19 protein-coding genes are annotated in these 23,644 nt (G+C 63.4%); 12 read left to right on the top strand and 7 right to left on the bottom strand.

Features of this window, described 5'->3' with window-relative positions:
* Positions 1 to 45 precede the first annotated feature (45 nt).
* On the top strand, positions 46 to 492 hold the full coding sequence (locus POS17_RS27855; protein ID WP_060841415.1) for a response regulator: 447 nt from the start codon (positions 46 to 48) through the stop codon (positions 490 to 492).
* A 77-nt stretch (positions 493 to 569) separates the two neighbouring features.
* On the opposite strand, the gene POS17_RS27850 is transcribed toward POS17_RS27855, so the two are convergent.
* On the bottom strand, positions 570 to 2,747 hold the full coding sequence (locus tag POS17_RS27850) for a malate synthase G (protein ID WP_060841414.1): 2,178 nt from the start codon (positions 2,745 to 2,747) through the stop codon (positions 570 to 572).
* 570 nt (positions 2,748 to 3,317) lie between these two features.
* Here POS17_RS27850 and POS17_RS27845 point away from each other — a divergent pair.
* On the top strand, positions 3,318 to 3,836 hold the full coding sequence (locus POS17_RS27845) for a glycine cleavage system protein R (protein WP_060841413.1): 519 nt from the start codon (positions 3,318 to 3,320) through the stop codon (positions 3,834 to 3,836).
* 225 nt (positions 3,837 to 4,061) lie between these two features.
* Here the strand turns inward: POS17_RS27845 and rarD are convergent, their stop codons facing one another.
* From rarD to POS17_RS27820, 5 genes are all read right to left on the bottom strand, one after another.
* Positions 4,062 to 4,949 carry an EamA family transporter RarD gene (rarD, locus tag POS17_RS27840; RefSeq protein ID WP_060841412.1) on the bottom strand — a complete coding sequence of 296 codons (888 nt, stop codon included), beginning with the start codon at positions 4,947 to 4,949 and terminating at the stop codon, positions 4,062 to 4,064.
* 251 nt (positions 4,950 to 5,200) lie between these two features.
* Positions 5,201 to 6,175, bottom strand: a complete 975-nt coding sequence (locus POS17_RS27835; RefSeq protein ID WP_060841411.1) for a serine/threonine protein kinase — start codon at positions 6,173 to 6,175, stop codon at positions 5,201 to 5,203.
* Positions 6,176 to 6,333: 158 nt separating this feature from the next.
* Entirely contained in the window at positions 6,334 to 8,238 is a 1,905-nt protein-coding gene (locus POS17_RS27830) for a PhoX family protein (protein WP_060841410.1), read from the bottom strand.
* Between the two features lie 83 nt (positions 8,239 to 8,321).
* Complete coding sequence (locus tag POS17_RS27825; RefSeq protein WP_060842021.1) at positions 8,322 to 9,086, bottom strand: TOBE domain-containing protein; 765 nt, start codon at positions 9,084 to 9,086, stop codon at positions 8,322 to 8,324.
* A gap of 64 nt (positions 9,087 to 9,150) precedes the next feature.
* Entirely contained in the window at positions 9,151 to 9,891 is a 741-nt protein-coding gene (locus POS17_RS27820; protein WP_060841409.1) for a ComF family protein, read from the bottom strand.
* 91 nt (positions 9,892 to 9,982) lie between these two features.
* Here POS17_RS27820 and bioB point away from each other — a divergent pair, with 91 nt between their 5' ends.
* The 10 genes from bioB to POS17_RS27770 all read left to right on the top strand — a co-directional run bounded on the left by bioB (position 9,983) and on the right by POS17_RS27770 (position 22,429).
* Positions 9,983 to 11,038 (top strand): biotin synthase BioB, encoded by a 1,056-nt coding sequence (gene bioB, locus POS17_RS27815; RefSeq protein WP_060841408.1) that lies wholly within the window; start codon positions 9,983 to 9,985, stop codon positions 11,036 to 11,038.
* A gap of 132 nt (positions 11,039 to 11,170) precedes the next feature.
* Entirely contained in the window at positions 11,171 to 12,349 is a 1,179-nt protein-coding gene (bioF, locus tag POS17_RS27810; RefSeq protein WP_060841407.1) for an 8-amino-7-oxononanoate synthase, read from the top strand.
* A complete protein-coding gene (locus tag POS17_RS27805; protein ID WP_060841406.1) occupies positions 12,342 to 13,073 on the top strand; it encodes an alpha/beta fold hydrolase in 732 nt (243 codons plus the stop codon). The genes bioF and POS17_RS27805 overlap by 8 nt, the downstream gene beginning before the upstream one ends.
* Positions 13,066 to 13,878, top strand: coding sequence for a malonyl-ACP O-methyltransferase BioC (bioC, locus tag POS17_RS27800; RefSeq protein ID WP_060841405.1), 813 nt, complete (start codon positions 13,066 to 13,068; stop codon positions 13,876 to 13,878). The genes POS17_RS27805 and bioC overlap by 8 nt, the downstream gene beginning before the upstream one ends.
* Positions 13,875 to 14,555, top strand: a complete 681-nt coding sequence (gene bioD, locus POS17_RS27795; RefSeq protein WP_060841404.1) for a dethiobiotin synthase — start codon at positions 13,875 to 13,877, stop codon at positions 14,553 to 14,555. The genes bioC and bioD overlap by 4 nt, the downstream gene beginning before the upstream one ends.
* Before the next feature lie 107 nt (positions 14,556 to 14,662).
* A complete protein-coding gene (locus POS17_RS27790; protein ID WP_060841403.1) occupies positions 14,663 to 14,959 on the top strand; it encodes a hypothetical protein in 297 nt (98 codons plus the stop codon).
* Between the two features lie 299 nt (positions 14,960 to 15,258).
* Positions 15,259 to 17,064, top strand: coding sequence for a phenylacyl-CoA dehydrogenase (locus POS17_RS27785; protein WP_060841402.1), 1,806 nt, complete (start codon positions 15,259 to 15,261; stop codon positions 17,062 to 17,064).
* A gap of 220 nt (positions 17,065 to 17,284) precedes the next feature.
* Complete coding sequence (locus tag POS17_RS27780) at positions 17,285 to 18,577, top strand: GGDEF domain-containing protein (protein ID WP_060841401.1); 1,293 nt, start codon at positions 17,285 to 17,287, stop codon at positions 18,575 to 18,577.
* A gap of 91 nt (positions 18,578 to 18,668) precedes the next feature.
* On the top strand, positions 18,669 to 20,465 hold the full coding sequence (locus POS17_RS27775) for an acyl-CoA dehydrogenase C-terminal domain-containing protein (RefSeq protein ID WP_060841400.1): 1,797 nt from the start codon (positions 18,669 to 18,671) through the stop codon (positions 20,463 to 20,465).
* A 185-nt stretch (positions 20,466 to 20,650) separates the two neighbouring features.
* Positions 20,651 to 22,429: an acyl-CoA dehydrogenase C-terminal domain-containing protein gene (locus tag POS17_RS27770; protein WP_060841399.1), complete on the top strand. Its 1,779-nt coding sequence runs from the start codon at positions 20,651 to 20,653 to the stop codon at positions 22,427 to 22,429.
* 237 nt (positions 22,430 to 22,666) lie between these two features.
* Here the strand turns inward: POS17_RS27770 and POS17_RS27765 are convergent, their stop codons facing one another.
* The gene (locus POS17_RS27765) at positions 22,667 to 23,596 is read right to left on the bottom strand and encodes a LysR family transcriptional regulator (protein ID WP_060841398.1); all 930 of its coding nucleotides are present in this window, start codon (positions 23,594 to 23,596) and stop codon (positions 22,667 to 22,669) included.
* Between the last annotated feature and the right edge of the window lie 48 nt (positions 23,597 to 23,644).

Below are 23,644 nucleotides of genomic sequence, written 5' to 3'. Positions count from 1 at the left end.
CTGACCACAGTGCTAGGGGATTGATTGGTTCATGTAGAGAAATGTATGCCCGACCACGATATTTTGAGTGACGCCGAGCGCGAGGCTCTGAGCGAGGCCATGCTCGAGCCGGACCTGCCCGCTCAGCGTGTGCTCATTGCCGATGACGACAAGGATGCCCGGGAGCTGCTTGCGGAGATTCTGGGTCTGGATGGCATTCGCTGCATGACCGCAGCCAGCGGCAAGGCCGCTCTCAAATTGCTCGAATCGAACAAATCCATCGGCCTGCTGATCACCGATCTGCGCATGGCGCCCTGCAGTGGCCTGGAGCTGATTCGCCAGGTGCGTGAGTCGGAGCGCGCCGCGTTGCCGATCATCATCATTTCCGGCGACGCCGATGTGCGGGATGCGATTGCCGCCATGCACCTGAGCGTGGTGGATTTCCTGCTCAAGCCCATCGATACCGGCAAGCTGCTGGCCCTGGTCAAGCATGAGCTGGGCGTGGTGCGGTAGAAGGCTTTCGACACGCGGAACAAAAAAAGCCCCGGTCCACTGGACCGGGGCTTTTTCATGGGCGTGGCCGGGCGATGTTACAGGCCGTTCTTGGCCTTGAACTCGCGACGACGACGGTGCAATACCGGCTCGGTGTAGCCGTTGGGCTGCTGGGTGCCTTCGATCACCAGCTCCAGGGCGGCCTGGAAGGCGATGTTGCTGTCAAAGTCCGGCGCCAGCGGGCGGTACAGCGGGTCGCCGGCGTTCTGCCGATCAACCACCGGGGCCATGCGCTTGAGGCTTTCCAGCACCTGCTCCTGGGTCACCACGCCGTGGCGCAGCCAGTTGGCGATGTGCTGGCTGGAGATGCGCAGGGTGGCGCGGTCTTCCATCAGGCCGACGTCGTTGATGTCCGGCACCTTGGAGCAACCCACGCCCTGGTCGATCCAGCGCACCACGTAGCCGAGAATGCCCTGGGCGTTGTTGTCCAGTTCGTTCTTGATCTGCTCGGCCGACCAGTTGGTGTCGCTGGCCAGAGGGATGGTCAGGATGTCGTCCACCGAAGCGCGGGGGCGCTTGGCCAGTTCGGCCTGACGGGCGAACACGTCGACCTTGTGGTAGTGCAGCACGTGCAGGGCGGCGGCGGTTGGCGACGGCACCCAGGCGGTGTTGGCACCGGCCAGCGGGTGGGCGATCTTCTGTTCGAGCATGGCGGCCATCAGGTCCGGCATGGCCCACATGCCCTTGCCGATCTGCGCACGGCCTTGCAGGCCGGTGGATAGGCCGATATCGACGTTCCAGTTCTCGTAGGCGCCGATCCATTTCTCGGCCTTCATGTCGGCCTTGCGCACCATGGCGCCGGCTTCCATGGAGGTGTGGATCTCGTCGCCGGTGCGGTCGAGGAAGCCGGTGTTGATGAACACCACGCGCTCGCTGGCGGCCTTGATGCAGGCCTTGAGGTTGACCGTGGTGCGGCGCTCCTCGTCCATGATCCCGACTTTCAGGGTGTTGCGCGGCAGGTTCAGCACCTCTTCGATGCGGCCGAACAGTTCGTTGGTGAACGCGGCTTCTTCAGGGCCGTGCATCTTCGGCTTGACGATGTACACCGAGCCGGTGCGGCTGTTCTTGCGCGAGGTGTTGCCGTTGAGGTTGTGGATCGCCGCGAGGCTGGTGACCAGGCCGTCGAGGATGCCTTCCGGCACCTCGTTGCCGTGCTTGTCGAGGATCGCGTCGATGGTCATCAGGTGGCCGACGTTGCGCACGAACAGCAGCGAGCGACCGTGCAGTTTCACCGGCTCGCCGTTGACACCGGTGTACTTGCGGTCGGCGTTCATGGTGCGGGTGAAGGACTGGCCGCCCTTGGAAACCTCTTCCGCCAGGTCGCCCTTCATCAGGCCGAGCCAGTTGCGGTAGATCACCACCTTGTCATCGGCATCGACGGCGGCGACCGAGTCTTCGCAGTCCATGATGGTGGTCAGGGCCGCTTCCATCAGCAGGTCCTTGACCCCGGCGGCGTCGGTCTGGCCGATCGGGCTTGCGGCGTCGATCTGGATCTCGAAGTGCAGGCCGTTGTGCTTGAGCAGGATCGCGGTAGGGGCCGCGGCATCGCCCTGGTAGCCGATCAGTTGCGCGTCGTCGCGCAGGCCGCTGTTGCTGCCGCCCTTGAGGCCCACCACCAGCTTGCCGCCGACAATCTTGTAGCTCACCGAATCCACGTGGGAGCCGGCGGTCAGCGGGGCTGACTCATCGAGGAAGGCGCGGGCGAAGGCGATGACCTTGTCGCCGCGAACCTTGTTGTAGCCTTTGCCCTTTTGCGCGCCATCGGCTTCGCTGATGGCGTCGGTGCCGTACAGCGCGTCGTACAGCGAGCCCCAGCGGGCGTTGGAGGCATTGAGGGCGAAGCGTGCATTCATCACCGGCACCACCAGCTGCGGGCCGGCCATGTGGGCGATTTCTTCATCGACGTTTTGCGTCGTGGCCTGGAAATCCGCCGCTTCTGGCAGCAGGTAACCAATGTCTTGCAGGAAGGCTTTGTAGGCCACGGCATCGTGTGCCTGGCCGGCACGGGACTGGTGCCAGGCATCGATGCGCGCCTGGAAATCGTCGCGTTTGGCGAGTAGGGCTTTGTTCTTCGGTGCCAGGTCATGAATGACCTTGTCGGCACCGGCCCAGAACGCGTCGGCGGTGAGGCCGGTACCGGGAATGGCTTCGTTGTTCACGAAGTCGAACAGGACTCTGGCGACCTGCAGGCCACCGACTTGAACGTGTTCAGTCATTGCTTGCCTCACTCTGCTCAGCTATTTCGCTTTTCAGCTCTTCAAATTAACAATGAAGCCGGCGGCCATTTAAAGCACAACCCTGTTCACCAGTACATGCCATTGCGGGCGGCTGGGTGCTTCCAATCAACGGCAGAGCCTTGCTGATGGGGGGTTGCAGGGGTTGCAGTCAGGCCTTGGCGGACATCGTTCCAACGTTATGTAGTGCGCGCTGCGGCATACTACATGATGAATTGCGGTTGTGAAAATTAGACTAAATTCGTCGTTCCGCGACTTAAGAATGCAGTGCGGTCACGCTGGGGGACGCGGTGTTCTCAAAAAGCCGGTGGATTGTTCCATATAAATACAAAAAGTTGTACACGATTTGTGTTTTGCCCTGCACGCGCTCCCGGGTGTCGGCTGGCCGGCGAAAGGATCCTTGGGGTCTGTGCCGGTCTTTCCAGCGCCTAGGCTGGCATACCAGCCCCTGCACCCGCCCGCTTTGATCCTCGCTCCTTGTGATGGAGCGGCAAGGCGCGGGGAATGAGGCTGCCTATAATTGCTCTTTCACTCACCCAAGAGGGCTGCGCCATGGACCATCTCGTTCTCACGGTATTCGCCCCGGACAAGGCCGGGCAGGTCGAGCGGATCGCCCAGTGCATCGCCGAACATGGGGGCAACTGGCTGGAAAGCCGCCTCTCGCGCATGGCCGGGCAGTTTGCCGGCATCCTGCGGGTCGGGGTGCCGGCCGAGGCCTACGACGAGCTGGTGGATGCCTTGCAGGGTTTGTCGGCCCAGGGCATCCGGGTGTTGATCGCCGAAAGTGGCATCGAACAGTCCTGCACCTGGAAACCCATCGCCATGGAGTTGGTGGGCAACGACCGCCCGGGGATCGTTCGCGACATCACGCGCTTGCTGGCGGAGCAGGGGGTCAATCTCGAACGGCTGGTGACCGAGGTGCGCCCGGCGCCCATGAGCAGCGAGCCGCTGTTTCACGCGGAGGCGATTCTGGCGGTGCCTCTGACCCTGTCGCTGGATGTATTGCAGTCGCGCCTGGAAACCCTGGCCGACGACCTGATGGTGGAGTTGGTGCTGCGCAGCGAGGTCTGAGTGCCGCCCTGCGGGTTATCCCAGTAAACCGTGCATGCGCCTGTGGATAACCTGTAGAGACCCGGCGCCAGCCCAACGGCGCCGCGGCTTTCCGGAGCTTGATCAAAAAACCATCAATTTCAAGGGCTTGTGCACAAAGGGCGGGGATCAGGTTGTGGATAACCTTGGGAAGAACCGCTGCAGGCCACGAACGGCTTGGCCTGCAGAGTGTTGGGTGTTTTTTGATCAGCGCCGGCCGCGCAGGCTGAACCAGGCATCGACGCTGTACACCGCCAGTCCCGCCCAGATGAACATGAAGGCCAGCAGGGTACTGGAGGACAGCTGTTCGCCGAACAGCAGCACCGCCTGCAGCAGCACCAGGGTCGGCGCCAGATATTGCAGGAAGCCCAGGGTGGTGTAGGGCAGGTCCCGGGCGGCGGCATTGAAGCACACCAGGGGAATCAGCGTGACTGGACCTGCGGCCACCAGCCACCAGGCTTGGGAGCTGCTCCAGAATTCGGCATGGGCACTGCTGGCATCGGGGTGCAGCAAGAGCCAGGCCAGGGCGATGGGCACCAGCATCCAGGTTTCCACCACCAGCCCGGGCAGGGCCTTGACCGGTGCCTGCTTGCGGATCAACCCATAGAAACCAAAGCTCAGGGCCAGTATCAGCGACACCCAGGGCAGGCTGCCCACCTGCCACACTTGCTGGGCCACCCCCAGCGCCGCCAGGATCACCGCCAGCCACTGCAGGCGGCGCAGGCGTTCGCCGAGAATCAGCATGCCCAGCAGGACATTGACCAGGGGGTTGATGTAGTAGCCCAGGCTCGCTTCGAGCATGCGTCCGTTGTTCACCGCCCAGACATAGGTCAGCCAGTTGCCGGCGATCAAGGTGCCGCTCAGGGCCAGGATCGCCAGGCGCTTGGGGTTGTCCCGCAGCTCGCGCCACCAGCCCGGATGCTTCCACACCATCAGCAACAGGGCGCCGAACAGCGCCGACCAGAGCACCCGGTGGATGATGATTTCCACGGCGGGAACGCTGGCGATGGCTTTGAAATAGAGCGGAAACAGACCCCAGATGATGTAGGCGGTCAGGCCCAGAATGTACCCGCGACGCGGGTTGGCGGCTTGCATGGAGAGTCCTTGCTTAGGCAGCTAACAAAGCGGCAATTGTAAGGACAATTGTCTAGACCTGTCCTGACTTTTGCGCCGCCCGTTTCTTTGGGGGAGGGCTTGTGGGCAATGGCGAACTTACGGGCCTCTTCGCTGGCGAGCCAGCTCCTACAGTTGGCGCTGTATCAAGGCGGATTCTTGTAGGAGCCGGCTTGCCGGCGAAGGCGATCTCATGGGCCCCTTCGCTGGCAAGCCAGCTCCTGCAGGCAGGGTCAGAACAGCTTGAGGGGTTCTTCGTTGAGGGCCGCCAGCTGTTCGCGCAGGGCCAGGATCTGTTCGCCCCAGTAACGCTCGCTGCCGAACCAGGGAAAGCTGTGGGGGAACGCCGGATCGTCCCAGCGCCGGGCCAGCCAGGCGCTGTAGTGCATCAGGCGCAGGGCCCGCAGCGGTTCGATCAGGGCCAGCTCCCGCGGGTTGAAATCGTGGAACTCGCTGTAGCCGTCCATCAGTTCCGAGAGCTGGCCGAGGCAGTCCTGGCGATCGCCGGCGAGCATCATCCACAGGTCCTGCACGGCAGGCCCCATGCGGCAGTCATCCAGGTCGACGATATGGAACATCTCGTCGCGGCACATCATGTTGCCCGGGTGGCAATCGCCGTGCATGCGGATGTTCTGGTGCGGGGTGGCCTGGTACACCTCTTCCACCCGCTTGAGCAGGTCCCGGGCCACGGACTCGTAGGCCGGCAGCAGGCTCTTGGGAATGAAGTTGCCTTGCAGCAGGGTGGCCAGGGACTCGTGGCCGAAGTTCTGCACCCCCAGGGCCTCGCGGTGCTCGAAGGGGCGGGTCGCGCCCACGGCGTGCAGGCGCCCGAGCAGCTGGCCGAGGCGATAGAGCTGGTCCAGGTTGCCAGGTTCCGGGGCCCTGCCGCCGCGGCGGGGAAACAGGGCGAAACGAAAGCCCGCGTGTTCGAACAGGCTGGCGCCGTCGTGGACGATGGGCGCCACCACCGGAACCTCGCACTCGGCCAGTTCGAAGGTGAAGCGGTGCTCTTCGAGAATGGCTTCGTTGGTCCAGCGCTGGGGCCGGTAGAACTTGGCGATCAGTGGTTCGCTTTCGTCGATGCCTACCTGATAGACGCGGTTTTCGTAGCTGTTGAGCGCCAATACACGGGCGTCGCTGAGAAAACCGATGCTTTCAACGGCGTCCAGGACCAGGTCGGGGGTCAGTGTTTCAAACGGGTGCGACATGCTTACTCCTGCTCGCAGCAGGCTGCCGCGTCCGGCCAGGCATGGTAACGCAGACGACGGGCCAGCGGGGGAGGGTTTTCCGGCGGTCGGGCAGGGCGCCGGGCTCGTCGGCGAGCCGGCCCCTGCACGGGTAGGGGCCGGCCGGACGGGAAGCAGGATCAGGCGCCGATGATGCCGCCGTCTTCCCGGGTGATGGCCATTACCGAGGAGCGCGGCTTGCCGTTGGGCAGGTGCTCGGGGAAGGTCGAGCCGCCGTTTTCTCCGGGGTGCTGGATGCCGACGAACAGGGTCTTCTGGTCCGGGGCGAAGGCGATCCCGGTGACCTCGCAACCCACGGGCCCCACCATGAAGCGGCGGATCTCGCCGCTCTCCGGGTCGGCGCAGAGCATCTGGTTGTTGCCCATGCCGGCGAAGTCGCCGCTGTTGCTGTAGTCGCCGTCGGTGAGGATCCACAGGCGTCCGGCCTGGTCGAAACCCAGGCCGTCGGGGCTGTTGAACATGTTCTCTGGGGTGATGTTGGACGAGCCGCCCTTGGCCTGGCCGGGATGCACGCCGGGGTTGCCGGCGACCACGAACAGGTCCCAGGTGAAACTCAGGGCGCCATGATCGTCGTTGCCGGTGCGCCAGCGCAGGATCTGCCCGTAGACGTTCTTCTCCCGCGGGTTGGGCCCGCCCACCGGCTGGCCGTCTTCGCCGCGTTTGACGTTGTTGGTCAGGGTGCAATAGACCTGGCCGTCCTTGGGGCTGACCACAATCCATTCCGGACGGTCCATGCGGGTGGCCTGGACCACGCTGGCGGCCAGGCGCGCCTGGATCAGCACCTGGCCCTGGTCGGCGAAGCCGCTGCTGGCGTCGATGCCGTTCTTGCCGTGGGTCAGCTCGATCCACTGGCCCTGGCCCTTGGGCCGGTCCGGATTGCCGTCACCGGCATCGAAGCGCGCCACGTACAAGGTGCCGTGGTCCAGCAGGTCGCGGTTGGCCTTGGGGTTGCGGTGGTTGATCTTGTCGCGGCTGATGAACTTGTAGATGAATTCGCCGCGCTCGTCGTCGCCCATGTAGACCACGGCGCGGCCGTCGCGGGTTTGCGCCAGGGCGGCGTTTTCATGCTTGAAGCGGCCCAGGGCGGTGCGCTTGACCGGGGTCGATTGCGGATCGAAGGGGTCGATTTCCACCACCCAGCCGTGGCGGTTGAGTTCATTGGGGTTCTTCGCCAGGTCGAAGCGCGGATCGTGGGGATGCCAGTTGATTTCCTTGCTGGCCACCACGGCGCCGTAGCGTTTCTGCGCGGCGTCGAACTTCTGCTCGGGGTTGCTGCTGCCGAAACAGTCGGTGAAGTTCTCTTCGCAGGTCAGGTAGGTGCCCCAGGGCGTCTTGCCGTTGGCGCAGTTCTGGAAGGTGCCGAGGACCTTCTTGCCCTTGGGATCGGCCGCGCTCTTGAGCAGGTCGTGGCCGGCGGCGGGGCCGCTGAGGCGGATCGGTGTGTTGCCGTGGATGCGCCGGTTGTAGCGCGAGCCCTGGACGAACTGCCATTGGCCGTTCCTGTACTGCACTTCGATCACCGACACCCCTTCGCTGGCCTGGGCCTTGCGCACGTCTTCGGCCGATTGCGGCTGGCCGCCGTGGGGATAGAGGTAGCGGTAGTTGGTGTATTCGTTGTTGATCGCCATCAGCGCCCGGTGCTTGTCGTCCGCAAAGGCGAACAGGCTCATGCCGTCGTTGTTGTCGCCGAACTGCACTTCCTGGGCCTGGGCGGTGCCATTGCCGCTGGGGTCGAAGGCCGGTCCGTTCTTGGCCAGCGGCTGGCCCCAGCTGATCAGCACCGAGGACCGGTAGCCCGGTGGCAGGGTGATGCTGTCGCTGGTGGCCGCAGCAATGCCGGTAAAGCCCAGCAGCTGGCTGTTGCCGGCGCTGACACCGGCGGCCAGGGCGCTGCGGCCGAGCAGTCCGCCACCGAGAAACAGCGCGGCGCCGCACAGGGCTCCGGCACCGATGAAACCGCGGCGGCTGAGGCCGACCATCTGTTCCAGGTCGGTGGGTTGGTCTTCTTCCAATAGCAGGCTCATATCAGGCTCCCTGAAGGTTTTTGCAGCCACCTTAGTGAGCCTCTATGACGAACAGGTTGCAGTCGCAAGACGCCGGTTACGGCTTAGAGCGGGGTGCCGAGCAGGACCTGGGCGGGGGAGAAGTGCACCTGGACGGCCTGGCGTTCTCCAAGCCCGAGGTCTTTGAGCCGGCGGGGCTCGGCCAGGGCGCAGAGGGTCTGGCCGTTGGGCAGGAGCACTCTGACTTCGCAGGGGCCATCTTCGGCGTCGAGAATCTGCTCGATGGTGCCGTTCAGGCAATTGTGTCCAGTTGTTGCCGGGGCGCCGATGGGGTGCAGCTCCAGCCAGCCGGCCTTGATCAGCGCCACCACCTCGGTGCCGGCGGCCAGTTCCAGGCGCTGGGTGCTGTCGTGGGTGATTTGCGCCTTGAGAATCAGGCCCTCGGCCAGCCCCAGGCTGATCAGGTCGTTGCAGCCCTGGCGGGCGATGGCCTGGACCTTGCCGTGCAGCTGGTTGCGGGCGCTGGTACGCAGCATCAGGCGTCCCAGCAGGTCGAGGTCGCTGGCCTCCTCCGCGGCTTCCAGGACCTGGGCTTGCAGGGTTTGCAGGCGTTGGTAGAGGCGCAGCACGCGCTGGCCTTCGAGCGTCAGCCTGGCACCGCCGCCGCCCTTGCCGCCGACGCTGCGCTCGACCAGCGGGCTTGCGGCCAGGTTGTTCAGCTCGTCGATGGCGTCCCAGGCGCCCTTGTAGCTCAGGCCGGCGCTTTTGGCCGCGCGGGTGATGGAGCCCTGTTCGGCAATGTGCTGGAGCAGGGCTATGCGCTGCGGGCGGCGGACGATGTGCTGTGTCAACAGAGTGGGCAGGGACATGGCTGGGCGGCTTCGGGCACTGAAGGTGGACAGGGAGTTTGCGACTTGGGCAATGAGAGTCAAGTCAGTCGCGGTGCTCGGCTCCTGGCGTGCGGGCCAGGCAATAGACATCCACTTGTCGGGCACCGGCCTCCATCAGCAACTGCGCCAGGGCCTGGGCGGTGGCCCCGGTGGTGAGGACGTCGTCCACCAGGGCCAGGTGCCGGCCCGCCACGGGTGCGTTGGCGGTGAGGGCGAATGCCTGGCTCAGGTTGCGTCGCCGGGCCCGTGCACTCAGGCCCTGCTGTGCCGGGGTGTCCTGGATGCGTCGCAGCAGGTCAGGCTCCACTGCCAGGTGCAGGGGCTGTCCGAGCCATCGGGCGAGCATCTCGGCCTGGTTGAACCCCCGCTTTCGCAGGCGTCGGCGGGACAGCGGCACCGGTAGCAGGCAGTCGGGCCGGGGCAGGCCCTCGTCGAAGCGAAAACGCAGGAACTGGGCAAGAAGTTCGGCCATCAGGCGGCCAAAAGGCCATTTCTCCTGATGCTTGAAGCGGCTGATCAGGCTGTCCAGCGGAAAGTCGTAGCGCCAGGGCACGATGACCCGTTGAAAGGCGCGAGGGCGTTGCAGGCACTGGCCACAGGTCAGGTCGGCGGCGGGCAGCGGCAGGGCACAGACCGAACATTGGGCGCCCAGCCAGGGCAGCTCATCCTGGCAGGCGCTGCACAGGGCCAGGAGCGAATCGCTGGGCTCATCGCACAGCAGGCAGGTCTGTGTGTTTTTTGACCAGATGTAAACCGGTCCTTTGTAATCGGGTTGACAGTGCATGGCGCTTCCATAAATATGCCGGACATCCGTGTCGCGGCCGTGGACCTTCCCTGTCCAGCGCCGCTTGCCAAGCATAATCAAGGAATCGCCCATGAGCGCCAGCACCACCGCTACCCTGCGTCATGACTGGACTTTGGCTGAAGTCAAAGCCCTGTTCGTCCAGCCGTTCAATGACTTGCTGTTCCAGGCGCAGACGGTGCACCGCGCGCATTTCGATGCCAATCGGGTCCAGGTTTCCACGCTGCTGTCGATCAAGACCGGCGCCTGCCCGGAAGATTGCAAATATTGTCCGCAGTCCGGTCACTACAACACCGGCCTGGAAAAGGAAAAACTTCTGGAAGTGCAGAAGGTCCTGGAAGAAGCCGCCCGGGCCAAGGCCATTGGTTCCACGCGTTTCTGCATGGGCGCCGCCTGGAAACACCCGTCGGCCAAGGACATGCCCTATGTGCTGGAGATGGTCAAAGGCGTGAAGGCCATGGGCCTGGAAACCTGCATGACCCTGGGGCGCCTGGATCAGGAGCAGACCGAAGCCCTGGCCAAGGCCGGCCTGGACTACTACAACCACAACCTCGACACCTCGCCGGAGTTCTACGGCAGCATCATCACCACCCGCACCTACAGTGAGCGCCTGCAGACCCTGGCCTACGTACGCGACGCGGGGATGAAGATCTGCTCCGGCGGCATCCTCGGCATGGGCGAATCCCTCGACGACCGCGCCGGTCTGCTGATCCAGCTGGCCAACCTGCCGGAGCATCCGGAGTCGGTGCCGATCAACATGCTGGTGAAAGTGGCCGGCACCCCGCTGGAGAACGCCGAAGACGTGGATCCGTTCGACTTCATCCGCATGCTCGCGGTGGCGCGGATCCTCATGCCGCAATCCCACGTGCGTCTGTCCGCCGGTCGCGAAGCGATGAACGAGCAGATGCAGGCCCTGGCCTTCTTCGCCGGTGCCAACTCGATTTTCTATGGCGACAAGCTGCTGACCACCGCCAACCCACAGGCCGACAAGGACATGCAACTGTTCGCCCGTCTGGGCATCCAGCCCGAAGCCCGGGAAGAGCATGCCGACGAAGTGCATCAGGCCGCTATCGAGCAGGCCCTGGTGGAGCAGAAAAGCAGCGAGCAGTTCTACAACGCCGCCGTCTGACCCTGTGCCGTAGGAGCCGGCTTGCCGGCGAACCCCGTGAACCGCGCGAATCCGGCGGGTGGCGGGTTGTTCGCTTCGCGGGCCAGCCCGCTCCTACGGGTAATGTGTCTGTGAGCCAACATCGAGGCCTGCATGTCTTTTGATCTCGCCGCGCGCCTCGCTGCCCGCCGTGCCGAACATCTGTATCGCCAGCGTCCGCTGCTGGAAAGCCCCCAGGGGCCGCAAGTGGTGGTGGACGGGCAGCCGTTGCTGGCCTTCTGCAACAACGACTACCTGGGCCTGGCCAATCATCCGCAAGTGATCGAAGCCTGGCGCGACGCGGCCAGCCGCTGGGGCGTGGGCGGTGGGGCCTCGCATCTGGTGATTGGCCACAGCACGCCTCACCACGAGTTGGAAGAAGCCCTGGCGGACCTCACGGGGCGCCCGCGGGCGTTGCTGTTCAGCACGGGCTACATGGCCAATCTCGGTGCGGTCACGGCCCTGGTCGGGCAGGGCGATACGGTGCTGGAGGATCGCCTCAATCACGCCTCGCTACTGGATGCCGGGCTGCTTTCGGGAGCCCGCTTCAACCGCTATCTGCATAACGATGCAGCCAGCCTGGCCAAGCGCCTGGAAAAGGCCACCGGCAATACCCTGGTGGTCACCGACGGGGTGTTCAGCATGGACGGCGATGTTGCCGACCTGCCGGCCCTGGCCCGGGAAACCACGGCCCGCGGTGCCTGGTTGATGGTGGACGACGCCCATGGTTTCGGCCCGCTGGGGGCCAATGGCGGCGGACTGGTGGAGCACTTCGGCCTGGGGCTGGATGCAGTGCCGGTGCTGGTGGGCACCCTGGGCAAGGCGTTCGGCACCGCCGGGGCCTTTGTCGCTGGCAGCGAGGACTTGATCGAAACCCTGATCCAGTTCGCCCGGCCCTACATCTACACCACCAGCCAACCGCCAGCGCTGGCCTGCGCCACGCGCAAGAGCCTGGAGTTGCTGCGCAGCGAACACTGGCGGCGCGAGCACCTGGCCAATCTGATCCGCCAGTTCCGGCTGGGGGCCGAGCAGATTGGCCTGGAGCTGATGGACAGTTTTACCCCGATCCAGCCGATCATGGTCGGCGACAGTGCCCGGGCCGTGGAGTTGTCACGGATGCTCCGCTCGCGGGGAATCATGGTCACCGCCATCCGTCCGCCGACCGTGCCGGCCGGCAGTGCGCGGCTGCGGGTGACGTTGTCCGCCGCCCACAGCGAGGCGCAGGTGCAGCTATTGTTAAGCGCGTTGGCGGATTGTTTCAGTGAACTGCAAACGAGGCCGAGCCATGCGTGATCGACTGATTCTGTTGCCGGGCTGGGGGCTGGGCGTGTCGCCCCTGGAACCCCTGGCTGCCGCGTTGCAGGGGCTGGATGAACACTTGCGGGTGGAGATCGAACCCCTGCCGGAGCTGACCTCCAGCGATCCGCAGGCATGGCTGGACGAACTCGATGACGCGGTGCCGGATGACGCCTGGCTGGGGGGCTGGTCCCTGGGCGGTATGCTCGCCGCGGAGCTGGCGGCCCGACGCGGCGAGCGCTGCTGCGGCTTGTTGACCCTGGCCAGCAACCCCAGTTTCGTTGCGCACGAGCAATGGTCCAGTGCCATGGCCGGTGAGACGTTCGACGGCTTTCTGGCCGGCTGCGCCGCTGATCCGCGCACCACCCTCAAGCGCTTTTCCCTGCTGTGTGCCCAGGGTGCGGCCGATCCCCGCGGCTTGTCGCGGATGCTGCTGGGCGGCGCGCCGACCACGCCGGGGCCGGTGCTGATGGCGGGCCTGGAGTTGTTGGCGCAGCTGGATACGCGCGAAGCCCTGCTGGGGTTTCGCGGCCCGCAGTTGCACCTGTTCGCCGGGCTGGATGCTCTGGTGCCTGCCGAGGCGGCCGCCGAGTTGCTGGCCTTGCTGCCGGATATAGAAGTTGGCCTGATCGAGCAGGCCAGCCACGGTTTTCTTCTGGAGGATCCCCATGGAGTGGCGGGGGCGATCCAGGCTTTCTTGCATGAGTCCGGTGATGACTGATCTGTCTGTTGCTGTCTTGCCCGCAGGCCTGCCTGACAAGCGTCAGGTAGCGGCTTCTTTTTCCCGCGCTGCGGCCAGTTACGACAGTGTCGCCGAGTTGCAGCGAGCGGTCGGCCAGCAGTTGTTGAATCGCTTGCCTGCAGGACTCGTCCCCGCCAGATGGCTCGACCTGGGTTGCGGCACCGGGCATTTCAGTCGTGTGCTGGGGCAACGCTTTGCGGGCAGCCAGGGGCTGGCCCTGGATATCGCCCAGGGCATGCTCGAACATGCGCGGCCTCTGGGCGGGGCCGAGCATTTCATCGCCGGCGACGCCGAGCGCCTGCCCTTGCAGAACGACAGTTGCGGACTGATTTTTTCCAGCCTGGCGGTGCAGTGGTGTGCGGATTTTTCGGCGGTGCTCAGCGAGGCTCGGCGGGTGCTGCAACCGGGGGGCGTGCTGGCATTTGCCAGCTTATGTGTCGGCACCTTGCACGAGTTGCGCGAGAGCTGGGGGCGGGTCGACGGGCAGGTGCACGTCAATCGTTTCCGTGAGTTCGAACGCTATCGTCAGTTGTGTGAGGCCAGCGGCCTGCAGGTGCACAGCCTGGAGAAGAGCCCCCATGTGCTGTATTACCCGGATGTGCGCAGCCTGACCCATGAGTTGAAGGCCTTGGGTGCGCACAATCTGAACCCCGGTCGCCCCGGCGGCCTCACTGGACGGGCGCGTATCGCCGGGCTGATTGAGGCTTATGAAGGCTTTCGTCAGCCCAGGGGGCTGCCGGCGACTTATCAGGTGGTCTACGCCGTGTTGGAGAAAGCGCCATGAGTCCTGCCTATTTCATTACTGGCACCGACACCGATGTGGGCAAGACCACCATCGCTGCCGGGCTGCTCCACGCGGCGCGTCTGGCCGGGTTGAGCACCGCGGCGGGCAAGCCGGTGGCTTCCGGTTGCGAGGTGGGTCCCAAGGGCCTGCGCAATGCCGATGCCCTGGCGTTGCTGGCCCAGTCGTCGTTGCCACTGAGCTATGAAGAGGTCAACCCGTTCGCCTTCGAGCCGGCCATCGCGCCCCATCTCGCGGCGCGGGAGGCCGGTGTGGCGTTGACGGTGCAATCGCTGTTGATGCCGATGCGTGAATTGTTGGCCAAGGGCGCGGACTTCACCCTGATTGAAGGGGCCGGGGGCTGGCGGGTGCCCCTGGCCGATCAGGACAATCTGTCGGACCTGGCCATGGCCCTGGGGTTGCCGGTGATTCTGGTGGTGGGCGTGCGCCTGGGTTGCATCAATCACGCATTGCTGAGCGCCGAGGCGATTGCCCAGGACGGTCTGCAGCTGGCGGGCTGGGTGGCCAATATCATCGAGCCGAAGACCTCTCGTCTGGAAGAAAACCTGGCGACTTTGGCTGAACGCTTGCCTGCGCCGTGCCTTGGCAGAGTGCCGCGACTCAAGCCGGCCAGCGCCGAGGCGGTGGCCGAGCACCTGCAACTGGACTTGCTGGACTAGATTTTGCCTATGAAGAGGCATATTGCCATTAGTGTTTTTGACGGGTGTTTTCTTGACGCGTCTGCTTCAATGACACCTGTCACTCATTTTCAAGGTCGAGTCCTTCCATGGAAATTTCCGGGAACAGCGCTTTCTACGCCGGACTGAATGCCATTCAGGCCGGACAGAATCGTGTCGATCAAGGTTCCAGCCAGATCGCCAGCAGCGCCGTCGAGCGCTCTTCCGACAGCCGGGCGTCTGCCGATCAGGTCAATCGCCTGAACGGCGTGGATCGCAGCCAGGAGTCGGACCTGGCCAGCAGCATGGTCGATATGTCCATGGGCAAGATCCAGGTGGAGCTGGGAGTCAAGGTTGCCAAGGCCTCTGATGAGGCGCTCGGTACCCTGATCGATACCTACGCTTGATCGCTTTGTGCAAAAGCCCGTTTCCCTGAGGGGAGGCGGGCTTTTGCTCATGCCTTTCCCTTCTGTAGTTCCTCTTCTTCATTTCCTTGTGTAACTGATCGCCGGTGAGCCGGCTCCTACACTTCACGGCAGCGCTGTGGGTATTGGCCTGCGCGTGTGTTTTGTTTCGATGACGAAAGGCATTGGAGCGGCGCTTGACAAGATTTGGGCCTAAACGTATGTTTCAAACACCTGTTTGACCGCTATAAAAAATCAACGCGGTTGTTCATTCCCGGTTACATCAGCAGAGGTTTATCGCTATGCCTGACTACAAGGCCCCCTTGCGTGATATTCGCTTCGTTCGTGACGAGCTGCTCGGCTATGAGGCGCACTATCAGAGCCTCCCGGCTTGCCAGGACGCCACTCCGGACATGGTTGACGCCATTCTCGAGGAAGGTGCGAAGTTTTGTGAGCAGGTACTTGCTCCGCTGAACCGTGTGGGCGACCTGGAAGGTTGCACCTGGAGTGAATCCGGCGTTAAGACCCCGACCGGCTTCAAGGAAGCCTACAAGCAATTCGTCGAAGGCGGCTGGCCAAGCCTGGCTCACGACGTCGCGCACGGTGGCCAGGGCCTGCCTGAGTCCCTGGGCCTGGCAGTGAGCGAAATGGTCGGCGAGGCCAACTGGTCGTGGGGCATGTACCCAGGCCTGTCCCATGGCGCGATGAACACCATTTCCGAGCACGGCACCCCCGAGCAGCAAGAGGCCTACCTGACCAAGCTGGTGTCGGGCGAGTGGACCGGCACCATGTGCCTGACCGAGCCGCACTGCGGCACCGACCTGGGCATGCTGCGGACCAAGGCCGAGCCTCAGGCTGATGGTTCCTACAAGGTTACCGGCACCAAGATCTTCATCTCCGCCGGTGAACACGACATGGCCGACAACATCGTCCATATCGTTCTGGCCCGCCTGCCGGATGCACCTGCCGGCACCAAAGGCATCTCGCTGTTCATCGTGCCCAAGTTCCTGCCCAACGCCGACGGCAGCGTCGGCCAGCGCAACGCGGTGAGCTGCGGCTCCCTGGAACACAAGATGGGCATCCACGGTAACGCCACCTGCGTGATGAACTTCGACGCGGCCACCGGTTTCCTCATCGGCCCGGCGAACAAAGGCCTGAACTGCATGTTCACCTTCATGAACACCGCGCGTCTGGGTACTGCTCTGCAAGGCCTGGCCCACGCCGAGATCGGCTTCCAGGGTGGTCTGAAATACGCTCGCGACCGTCTGCAAATGCGCTCCCTGACTGGCCCGAAAGCGCCGGACAAGGCCGCTGACCCGATCATCGTGCACCCTGACGTGCGTCGCATGCTGCTGACCATGAAAGCCTTCGCCGAAGGCAACCGGGCGATGGTCTACTTCACCGCCAAGCAGGTGGACATCGTCAAGTACGGCGTGGATGAAGAAGAGAAGAAGAAAGCCGATGCACTGCTGGCTTTCATGACGCCGATCGCCAAGGCCTTCATGACCGAAGTCGGTTTCGAATCCGCCAACCACGGTGTGCAGATCTACGGTGGCCACGGCTTCATCGCCGAGTGGGGCATGGAGCAGAACGTTCGCGACAGCCGTATCTCGATGCTGTACGAAGGCACCACCGGCATCCAGGCTCTGGACCTGCTGGGCCGTAAAGTGCTGATGACTCAGGGCGAGGCGCTCAAGGGCTTCACCAAGATCGTCCACAAGTTCTGCCAGAACAACGAAGGCAACGAGGCCGTGAAGGAGTTCGTTGCACCGCTGGCCGCACTGAACAAGGAGTGGGGCGAGCTGACCATGAAAGTGGGCATGGCCGCGATGAAGGACCGTGAGGAAGTCGGTGCTGCTTCGGTGGACTACCTGATGTATTCCGGTTACGCCTGCCTGGCCTACTTCTGGGCCGATATGGCGCGCCTGGCGGCTGAAAAACTGGCAGCCGGTACGACCGAAGAGGCGTTCTACACCGCCAAGCTGCAGACGGCGCGCTTCTACTTCCAGCGCATCCTGCCGCGTACCCGCACGCACGTTGCCAGCATGCTGTCGGGTGCCAACAACCTGATGGACATGAAGGAAGAGGACTTCGGCCTGGCTTACTGAGCCTGACTGAACGCCTTTGCCAAGCCGCTCGCCCTTCGGGTCGAGCGGCTTTTTTGTGCCCGCAGATTCTTCATGAAAATTCCCGACTAAAACGCTAAGCAGATGCGATTTCCTGCCGTTAAAGAGATGGCAATGTGATGTCCGTCACAGCAAGTGTGCTCAACTTCAGTAAACGAAGGCACAATGCCATCTATTGATCAGCCGGGTCGGAGTTTTACCCTTGCCGCGTTCTTCCGCTGTACGTTTCAGTCACTTTCTACCGTCTTTACTGCTCTTGCTTGCGGGGCTGGCGGCCGCCTACGTCAAGGACCTCAACGTCTTCTTCACTTCGCTGTTCAACGTGCTGCCAACCCTGGTGCTGTTGCTCGGCGGAGCCTATTGCGCGGTGTATCGTCGTCAGCGCGAACTGTTCCTGATGGTCACGGTGTACATCGCCTATTTCCTGCTGGATACCCAGACCGACTTCTATCGGGATAACGGCCGGGTCCGCGAAGATGCGGCGGTGGTGTTTCATCTGTGCTGTCTGCTGCTGCCCTTGCTGTTTGGCCTTTTCGCCGCCTGGCAGGAGCGCACCCATCTGTTTCAGGACATGGTGGCGCGCTTTGCCGTGCTGCTGGCATTTGGCAGTGTGGCCCTGGGCCTGGAGCAGAGTTACCCGCAGGCCTTGCTGAACTGGCTGGCGGAGATTCGCTGGCCGGCCTTGCACGGCAGCTGGATGAGCCTGATCCAGTTGTCGTATCCGGTGTTCTTCGCCGCCTTCCTGTTGTTGGCGATCCAGTATTGGCGCAGTCCGCGACCGCTGCACGCGGCGCAGCTGGTGGGCCTGCTGGGGCTGTTCTGGATGCTGCCCAAGACCTTCATCCTGCCCTTCACCCTGAACATCATGTGCAGCCAGGTGATGCTGATGATCGCCGCGGCGGTGGCCCATGAGGCCTATCAGATGGCCTTTCGCGACGAGCTCACTGGCCTGCCGGGGCGACGGGCGCTCAATGAGCGGATGCAGCGCCTGGGGCGCAACTATGTGCTGGCCATGACCGACGTCGACCACTTCAAGAAATTCAACGACACCCACGGCCACGACGTGGGCGACCAGGTGTTGCGCCTGGTGGCCAGCAAGCTGTCGAAAGTCACCGGCGGCGGGCGGGCCTATCGCTATGGCGGGGAAGAGTTCGCCGTGGTGTTCGCCGGCAAGACCCTGGATGAATGCATGCCGCACCTGGAGATGATTCGCGAGATCATTGCCACCTACAACATTCAGCTGCGCAACCAGGACAGCCGTCCCCAGGATGACCAACAGGGGCGCCAGCGCCGTGGCGCGGCGGGAGCATCCAGTGTTTCGGTGACCATCAGTATCGGTGTCGCCGAGCGGCTGATGGAGCACCGGACCCCCGAGGAAGTGCTCAAGGCCGCCGACCAGGCGCTCTATAGCGCCAAGGGTGCTGGCCGTAACTGTGTCATGGCGTTCGGGCAGAACCGCCGCGGTGCGGTGCGCATGGATACCGCTGCGGGTTGACTGATGACGGTGCATTCAGCGACTGCAGCGTCATTGGCAGGCTGAGGGCGACGGCAGTAGGTTGGGCTGATCTGCTGCCGGAGAAACCACCATGCCCGAGTATCAAGCTCCCCTGCGCGACATGCGCTTTCTGATCGATCACGTCTTTGACTTTCATGCCGGCTATGCCGCGCTGGGTGCCAGCGATGCCAGCCCGGACATGGTCCACGCGATCCTTGAGGAAGGCGCGAAGTTCTGCGAGAGCGTCCTGGCCCCGCTGAATCGCTCGGGCGACGAGGAAGGCTGCCATTTTGACAATGGCGCAGTGACCACCCCCAAGGGCTTCAAGCAGGCCTTCGCGCAATACGTCGAAGGCGGCTGGCATGGCCTGGCCGCCGATCCGGCCTATGGCGGCCAGGGGCTGCCCCAGTCCCTGGGACTGGTGATCGGCGAGATGGTGGGTTCCAGCAACACCTCCTGGGGCATGTACCCGGGGCTGACCCATGGCGCCATGTCGGCGATTCATGCCCATGGCAGCCATGAGCAGAAACAGTTGTACCTGCGCAAACTCACCGCCGGGCAATGGACCGGCACCATGTGCCTGACCGAGGCCCACTGCGGCACGGATCTGGGGCTGATCAAGACCCGCGCCATACCCCAGGCCGACGGTAGCTATGCCGTGTCGGGGAGCAAGATTTTCATCTCTGCCGGCGAGCACGACATGAGTGAGAACATCATTCATCTGGTGCTGGCCAAGCTGCCGGACGCACCGGCCGGGACCAAGGGCATTTCCCTGTTCATCGTGCCCAAGTTCCTGCCGGATGCGGCAGGAGAGGCCGGCGAGCGCAATGCGCTGAGTTGCGGCTCCATCGAGCACAAGATGGGGATCAAGGCCTCGGCCACTTGCGTATTGAACTTCGACGGGGCCAGGGGCTTTCTGCTGGGCGAGGCCAACAAGGGCCTGAACTGCATGTTCACCATGATGAACCACGCGCGCCTGGGCACCGGGATGCAGGGCTTGTGCCTGGGGGAAGCCAGTTTCCAGGGCGCGGTCCGCTACGCCAACGATCGTTTGCAGATGCGCTCCCTGAGCGGGCCCAAGTCCCCGGACAAGGCGGCGGATCCGATCATCGTCCATGCGGATGTGCGGCGCATGCTGTTGACCATGAAAGCCTTCAACGAGGGCAACCGTGCCCTCGCCTATTTCACCGCCCAGTTGCTGGACGTGGCCCACCTGAACACCGACCCGGCCCAGCGTCAGGATGCCGAGAACCTCCTGGCGTTCCTGACCCCGATCTGCAAGGCGTTCATGACCGAGACCGGCCTTGAAGTGACCAACCACGGCATGCAGGTGTTTGGCGGTCACGGCTACATTCGTGAATGGGGCATGGAACAACTGGTGCGCGATTGTCGTATCGCCCTGATCTATGAAGGCACCAACGGCATCCAGGCTCTGGACTTGCTGGGGCGCAAGGTTCTGGGCAGCCAGGGCAAGCTGTTGCTGGGGTTCACCAAGATCGTGCACAGGTTCTGTGGGGCCCATGCCGAGCATCCTCAGCTCAAGGCCTATATTGCGCAACTTGATGGCTTGAACCGGCAGTGGGGCGAGTTGACCACCCGGATCGGCATGGCCGCGCTGAAGAACCCGGACGAAGTGGGGGCGGCGGCCCTGGATTACCTGATGTACAGCGGTTACATCGTCCTGGCCTATCTCTGGCTGCGCATGGCCCTGGCGGCTCAGCAACAGCTCGATGCCGGGCAGGGGGACAGCGATTTTGCCCGCGCCAAGCTGGCGACCTGTGAGTTCTACTTCAAGCGCCTGTTGCCGCGTACCGCTTCGCATCTGGCGGCGATCGACGCCGGCAGTGATTGCCTGATGCAGCTCCCGGCGCATTGGTTCGCTCTGTAAATAGCCGGGATGCCCGGATGAAGCCCGCTTCGCGCGGGCTTTGTCTTGCGTATTCATGGCTGTGACCAAAAATAACAATAAAGTCACTAGTTGACCCTATGTGTCGCAAAAGTTGTTCGGGTACACTCGGCTTTTCGTCAATGGGCCCGTTGCGGTCCGCTTGTTTAGATCCTGCGAGGTTTGCCATGGCTGACTACAAAGCGCCCCTGCGCGATATGCGCTTCGTCCTCAATGAAGTTTTCGAGGTCGCCAAACTCTGGGCCCAGTTACCGGCATTGGCTGAGACTGTGGATGCCGAGACGGTCGAGGCGATTCTGGAGGAAGCGGGCAAGGTCACTGCCCGCAGTATCGCTCCGCTGAGCCGCGCTGCCGACGAGGAAGGCTGTCACTGGAACGACACCGCGGTCACCACTCCCCAGGGGTTCCCCCAGGCCTATCAGACCTATGCCGAAGGCGGTTGGGTGGGTGTGGGCGGTGATCCTGAGTTTGGCGGCATGGGCATGCCCAAGGCGGTTTCCGCCCAGGTCGAGGAAATGGTCAACTCCGCGAGCCTGGCCTTTGGTCTGTATCCGATGCTGACGGCGGGCGCCTGCCTGTCGATCAACGCCCACGCCAGCGAAGAGCTGAAAGCCACTTACCTGCCGAACATGTATGCCGGTGTCTGGGCCGGTTCCATGTGCCTGACCGAGCCCCATGCCGGTACCGACCTGGGCATCATTCGCACCAAGGCCGAACCCCGGGCCGACGGAGCCTACGCCATCAGCGGGACCAAGATCTTCATTACCGGTGGTGAGCACGACCTGACGGAAAACATTATCCATCTGGTGCTGGCCAAGCTGCCGGACGCCCCGGCCGGTCCCAAGGGGATTTCCCTGTTCCTGGTGCCCAAGTTCCTGGTCAACGCCGATGGCAGCCTGGGCGAGCGCAACCCGGTGAGCTGCGGTTCGATCGAGCACAAGATGGGGATCCAGGCTTCGGCCACCTGCGTGATGAACTTCGATCAGGCCATTGGTTACCTGGTCGGCGAGCCGAACAAGGGCCTGGCGGCGATGTTCACCATGATGAACTACGAGCGCCTGGGCGTGGGTATCCAGGGGCTGGCCACCGGTGAGCGCTCCTATCAGAACGCTGTCGAGTATGCTCGTGACCGTCTGCAGAGTCGTGCGCCGACCGGGCCGCAAGCCAAGGACAAGGTCGCCGATCCGATCATCGTGCACCCGGACGTACGGCGCATGCTGCTGACCATGAAGGCCGCCAACGAAGGCGGTCGGGCATTTTCCACCTATGTGGCGATGCAGCTCGATACCGCCAAGTTCAGCGAGGACGCCCAGACCCGCCAGCGGGCGGAAAGCCTGGTGGCCTTGCTGACCCCCGTGGCCAAGGCATTCCTCACCGACCTGGGCCTGGAAACCACGGTGCATGGCCAGCAGATCTTTGGTGGGCACGGCTACATTCGTGAATGGGGCCAGGAACAGCTGGTGCGCGACGTGCGGATCACCCAGATCTACGAAGGCACCAACGGCATCCAGGCCCTGGACCTGGTGGGGCGCAAGATCGTGGGCAGCGGCGGGGCTTTCTACCGCCTGTTCGCCGATGAGATCCGCCATTTCACCGCGACGGCCGATGGGCAGCTGGCAGAGTTCACCCGGCCGTTGAATGCGGCTCTGGACAATCTGGATGAGCTGACCGCCTGGTTGCTGGATCGAGCGATCAGCAACCCGAATGAAATTGGTGCGGCATCGGTGGAATACCTGCAGGTGTTTGGCTACACCGCTTATGCCTACATGTGGGCGTTGATGGCCAAGGCGGCCCTGGGCAAGGAGCAGGAAGAGGCGTTCTATGCCAGCAAGCTGGGGACTGCACGGTTCTACTTTGCACGTCTGCTGCCGCGTATTCACTCCCTGACCGCCTCGGTGAAAGCGGGTAGCGAATCGCTGTTCCTGCTGCCGGCTGAGCAGTTTTAACGGGCAAGGGACTTTGTAAGTAATCTCTTACATAACGTGCTGCTGATCGTCCATATCGGTAGATGACGGCTGAGGCTAATCTACTTCACATGGACGTCGCGCAGGAAGCGCAAAGCAACAACACGGACACGTAGGATTCCGCCAGGATGGTGGAGTGAAAAGGATGTCAGGGAAACAGTCTGCAAAACCCCGCTTCGGCGGGGTTTTCTTTTGCCCGGCTTTTTTATTCCGGCGAGTTCAGCCCAGGATGTCCGGCACCACCGTTGTGCCCAGGCGTCCGTCGTGGGTGCTCATCGAGTCTTCCAGCAAGGTTCGCAGCAATTCCAGCGTCCCCTGCTGACGCTGCAGATCGCGACAGACCAATCCGACTTTCAATGGCACCCTGGGTTCGCTCAAGGGCTTCCACAGCAATTCGCTGTTGCTGTGCTGCTGTTGCGAACGCCCCGGAAGCACGGTGGCCAGCTGGGTGTGGGGCAGGCTGTCGAGGATGCCGGCCATATTGTTCAGTTCCGCCTGTACCTGCGGGCGCCGTCCCAGATTGGCCAGTTGTGCCTGCCAGATCTGGCGCACCTGAAACTCCTCTCCCAGTAGCAACATCGGCAGTTCCGCCGCCTGGCTCATGGACACCTTCTTGAATTCGCGCAACGGGTGTTGCGCGGGGATGACCAGTGTCAGCTCGTCTTCATAGAGCGGAACGCCATGCAGGCCGGGCTGGCGTGGCGGCAGGTAGCTGATGCCGATGTCCAGCGAGCCATTGAGCAAGCGCCGTTCGATCTCCAGGCCCGTCAGTTCGTAGATCTGCACCACCAGATGGGGCTGGGCTTTGCGTACCCGTTCGAGCATCTGCGGCACCAGGCTGGTGTGCACCGTTTGCAGTACGCCGATGGCCAGGGTGCGCAGGGCTTGGCCCTTGAAGTTGCGCAAGGCTTCGCGGGCCTGTTGCAGGCCATCGAGCAGGGGCAGGGCGTGATTGTAGAGGGTGTGGGCGGCCAGGGTCGGCAAGAGCCGCTTGCTGCTGCGTTCAAACAGGCTGACGTCGAGGTTCTGCTCCAGTTGGCGGATCTGCTGGGACAGTGCCGGTTGTGAGATCGACAGGCGCTCTGCAGCACGGCCCACGTGGCCTTCTTCATACACCGCGACGAAATAACGCAGTTGCTTAAAATCCATAAGTATTTCTTATCGAAAAAGCTTAAAAATCGAAATGGCCCGGAGCCC

It is taken from the genome of Pseudomonas sp. Os17, from assembly GCF_001547895.1.
Classification (GTDB): Bacteria; Pseudomonadota; Gammaproteobacteria; order Pseudomonadales; family Pseudomonadaceae; genus Aquipseudomonas.
This window is presented reverse-complemented; position numbering and strand designations above follow the sequence as displayed.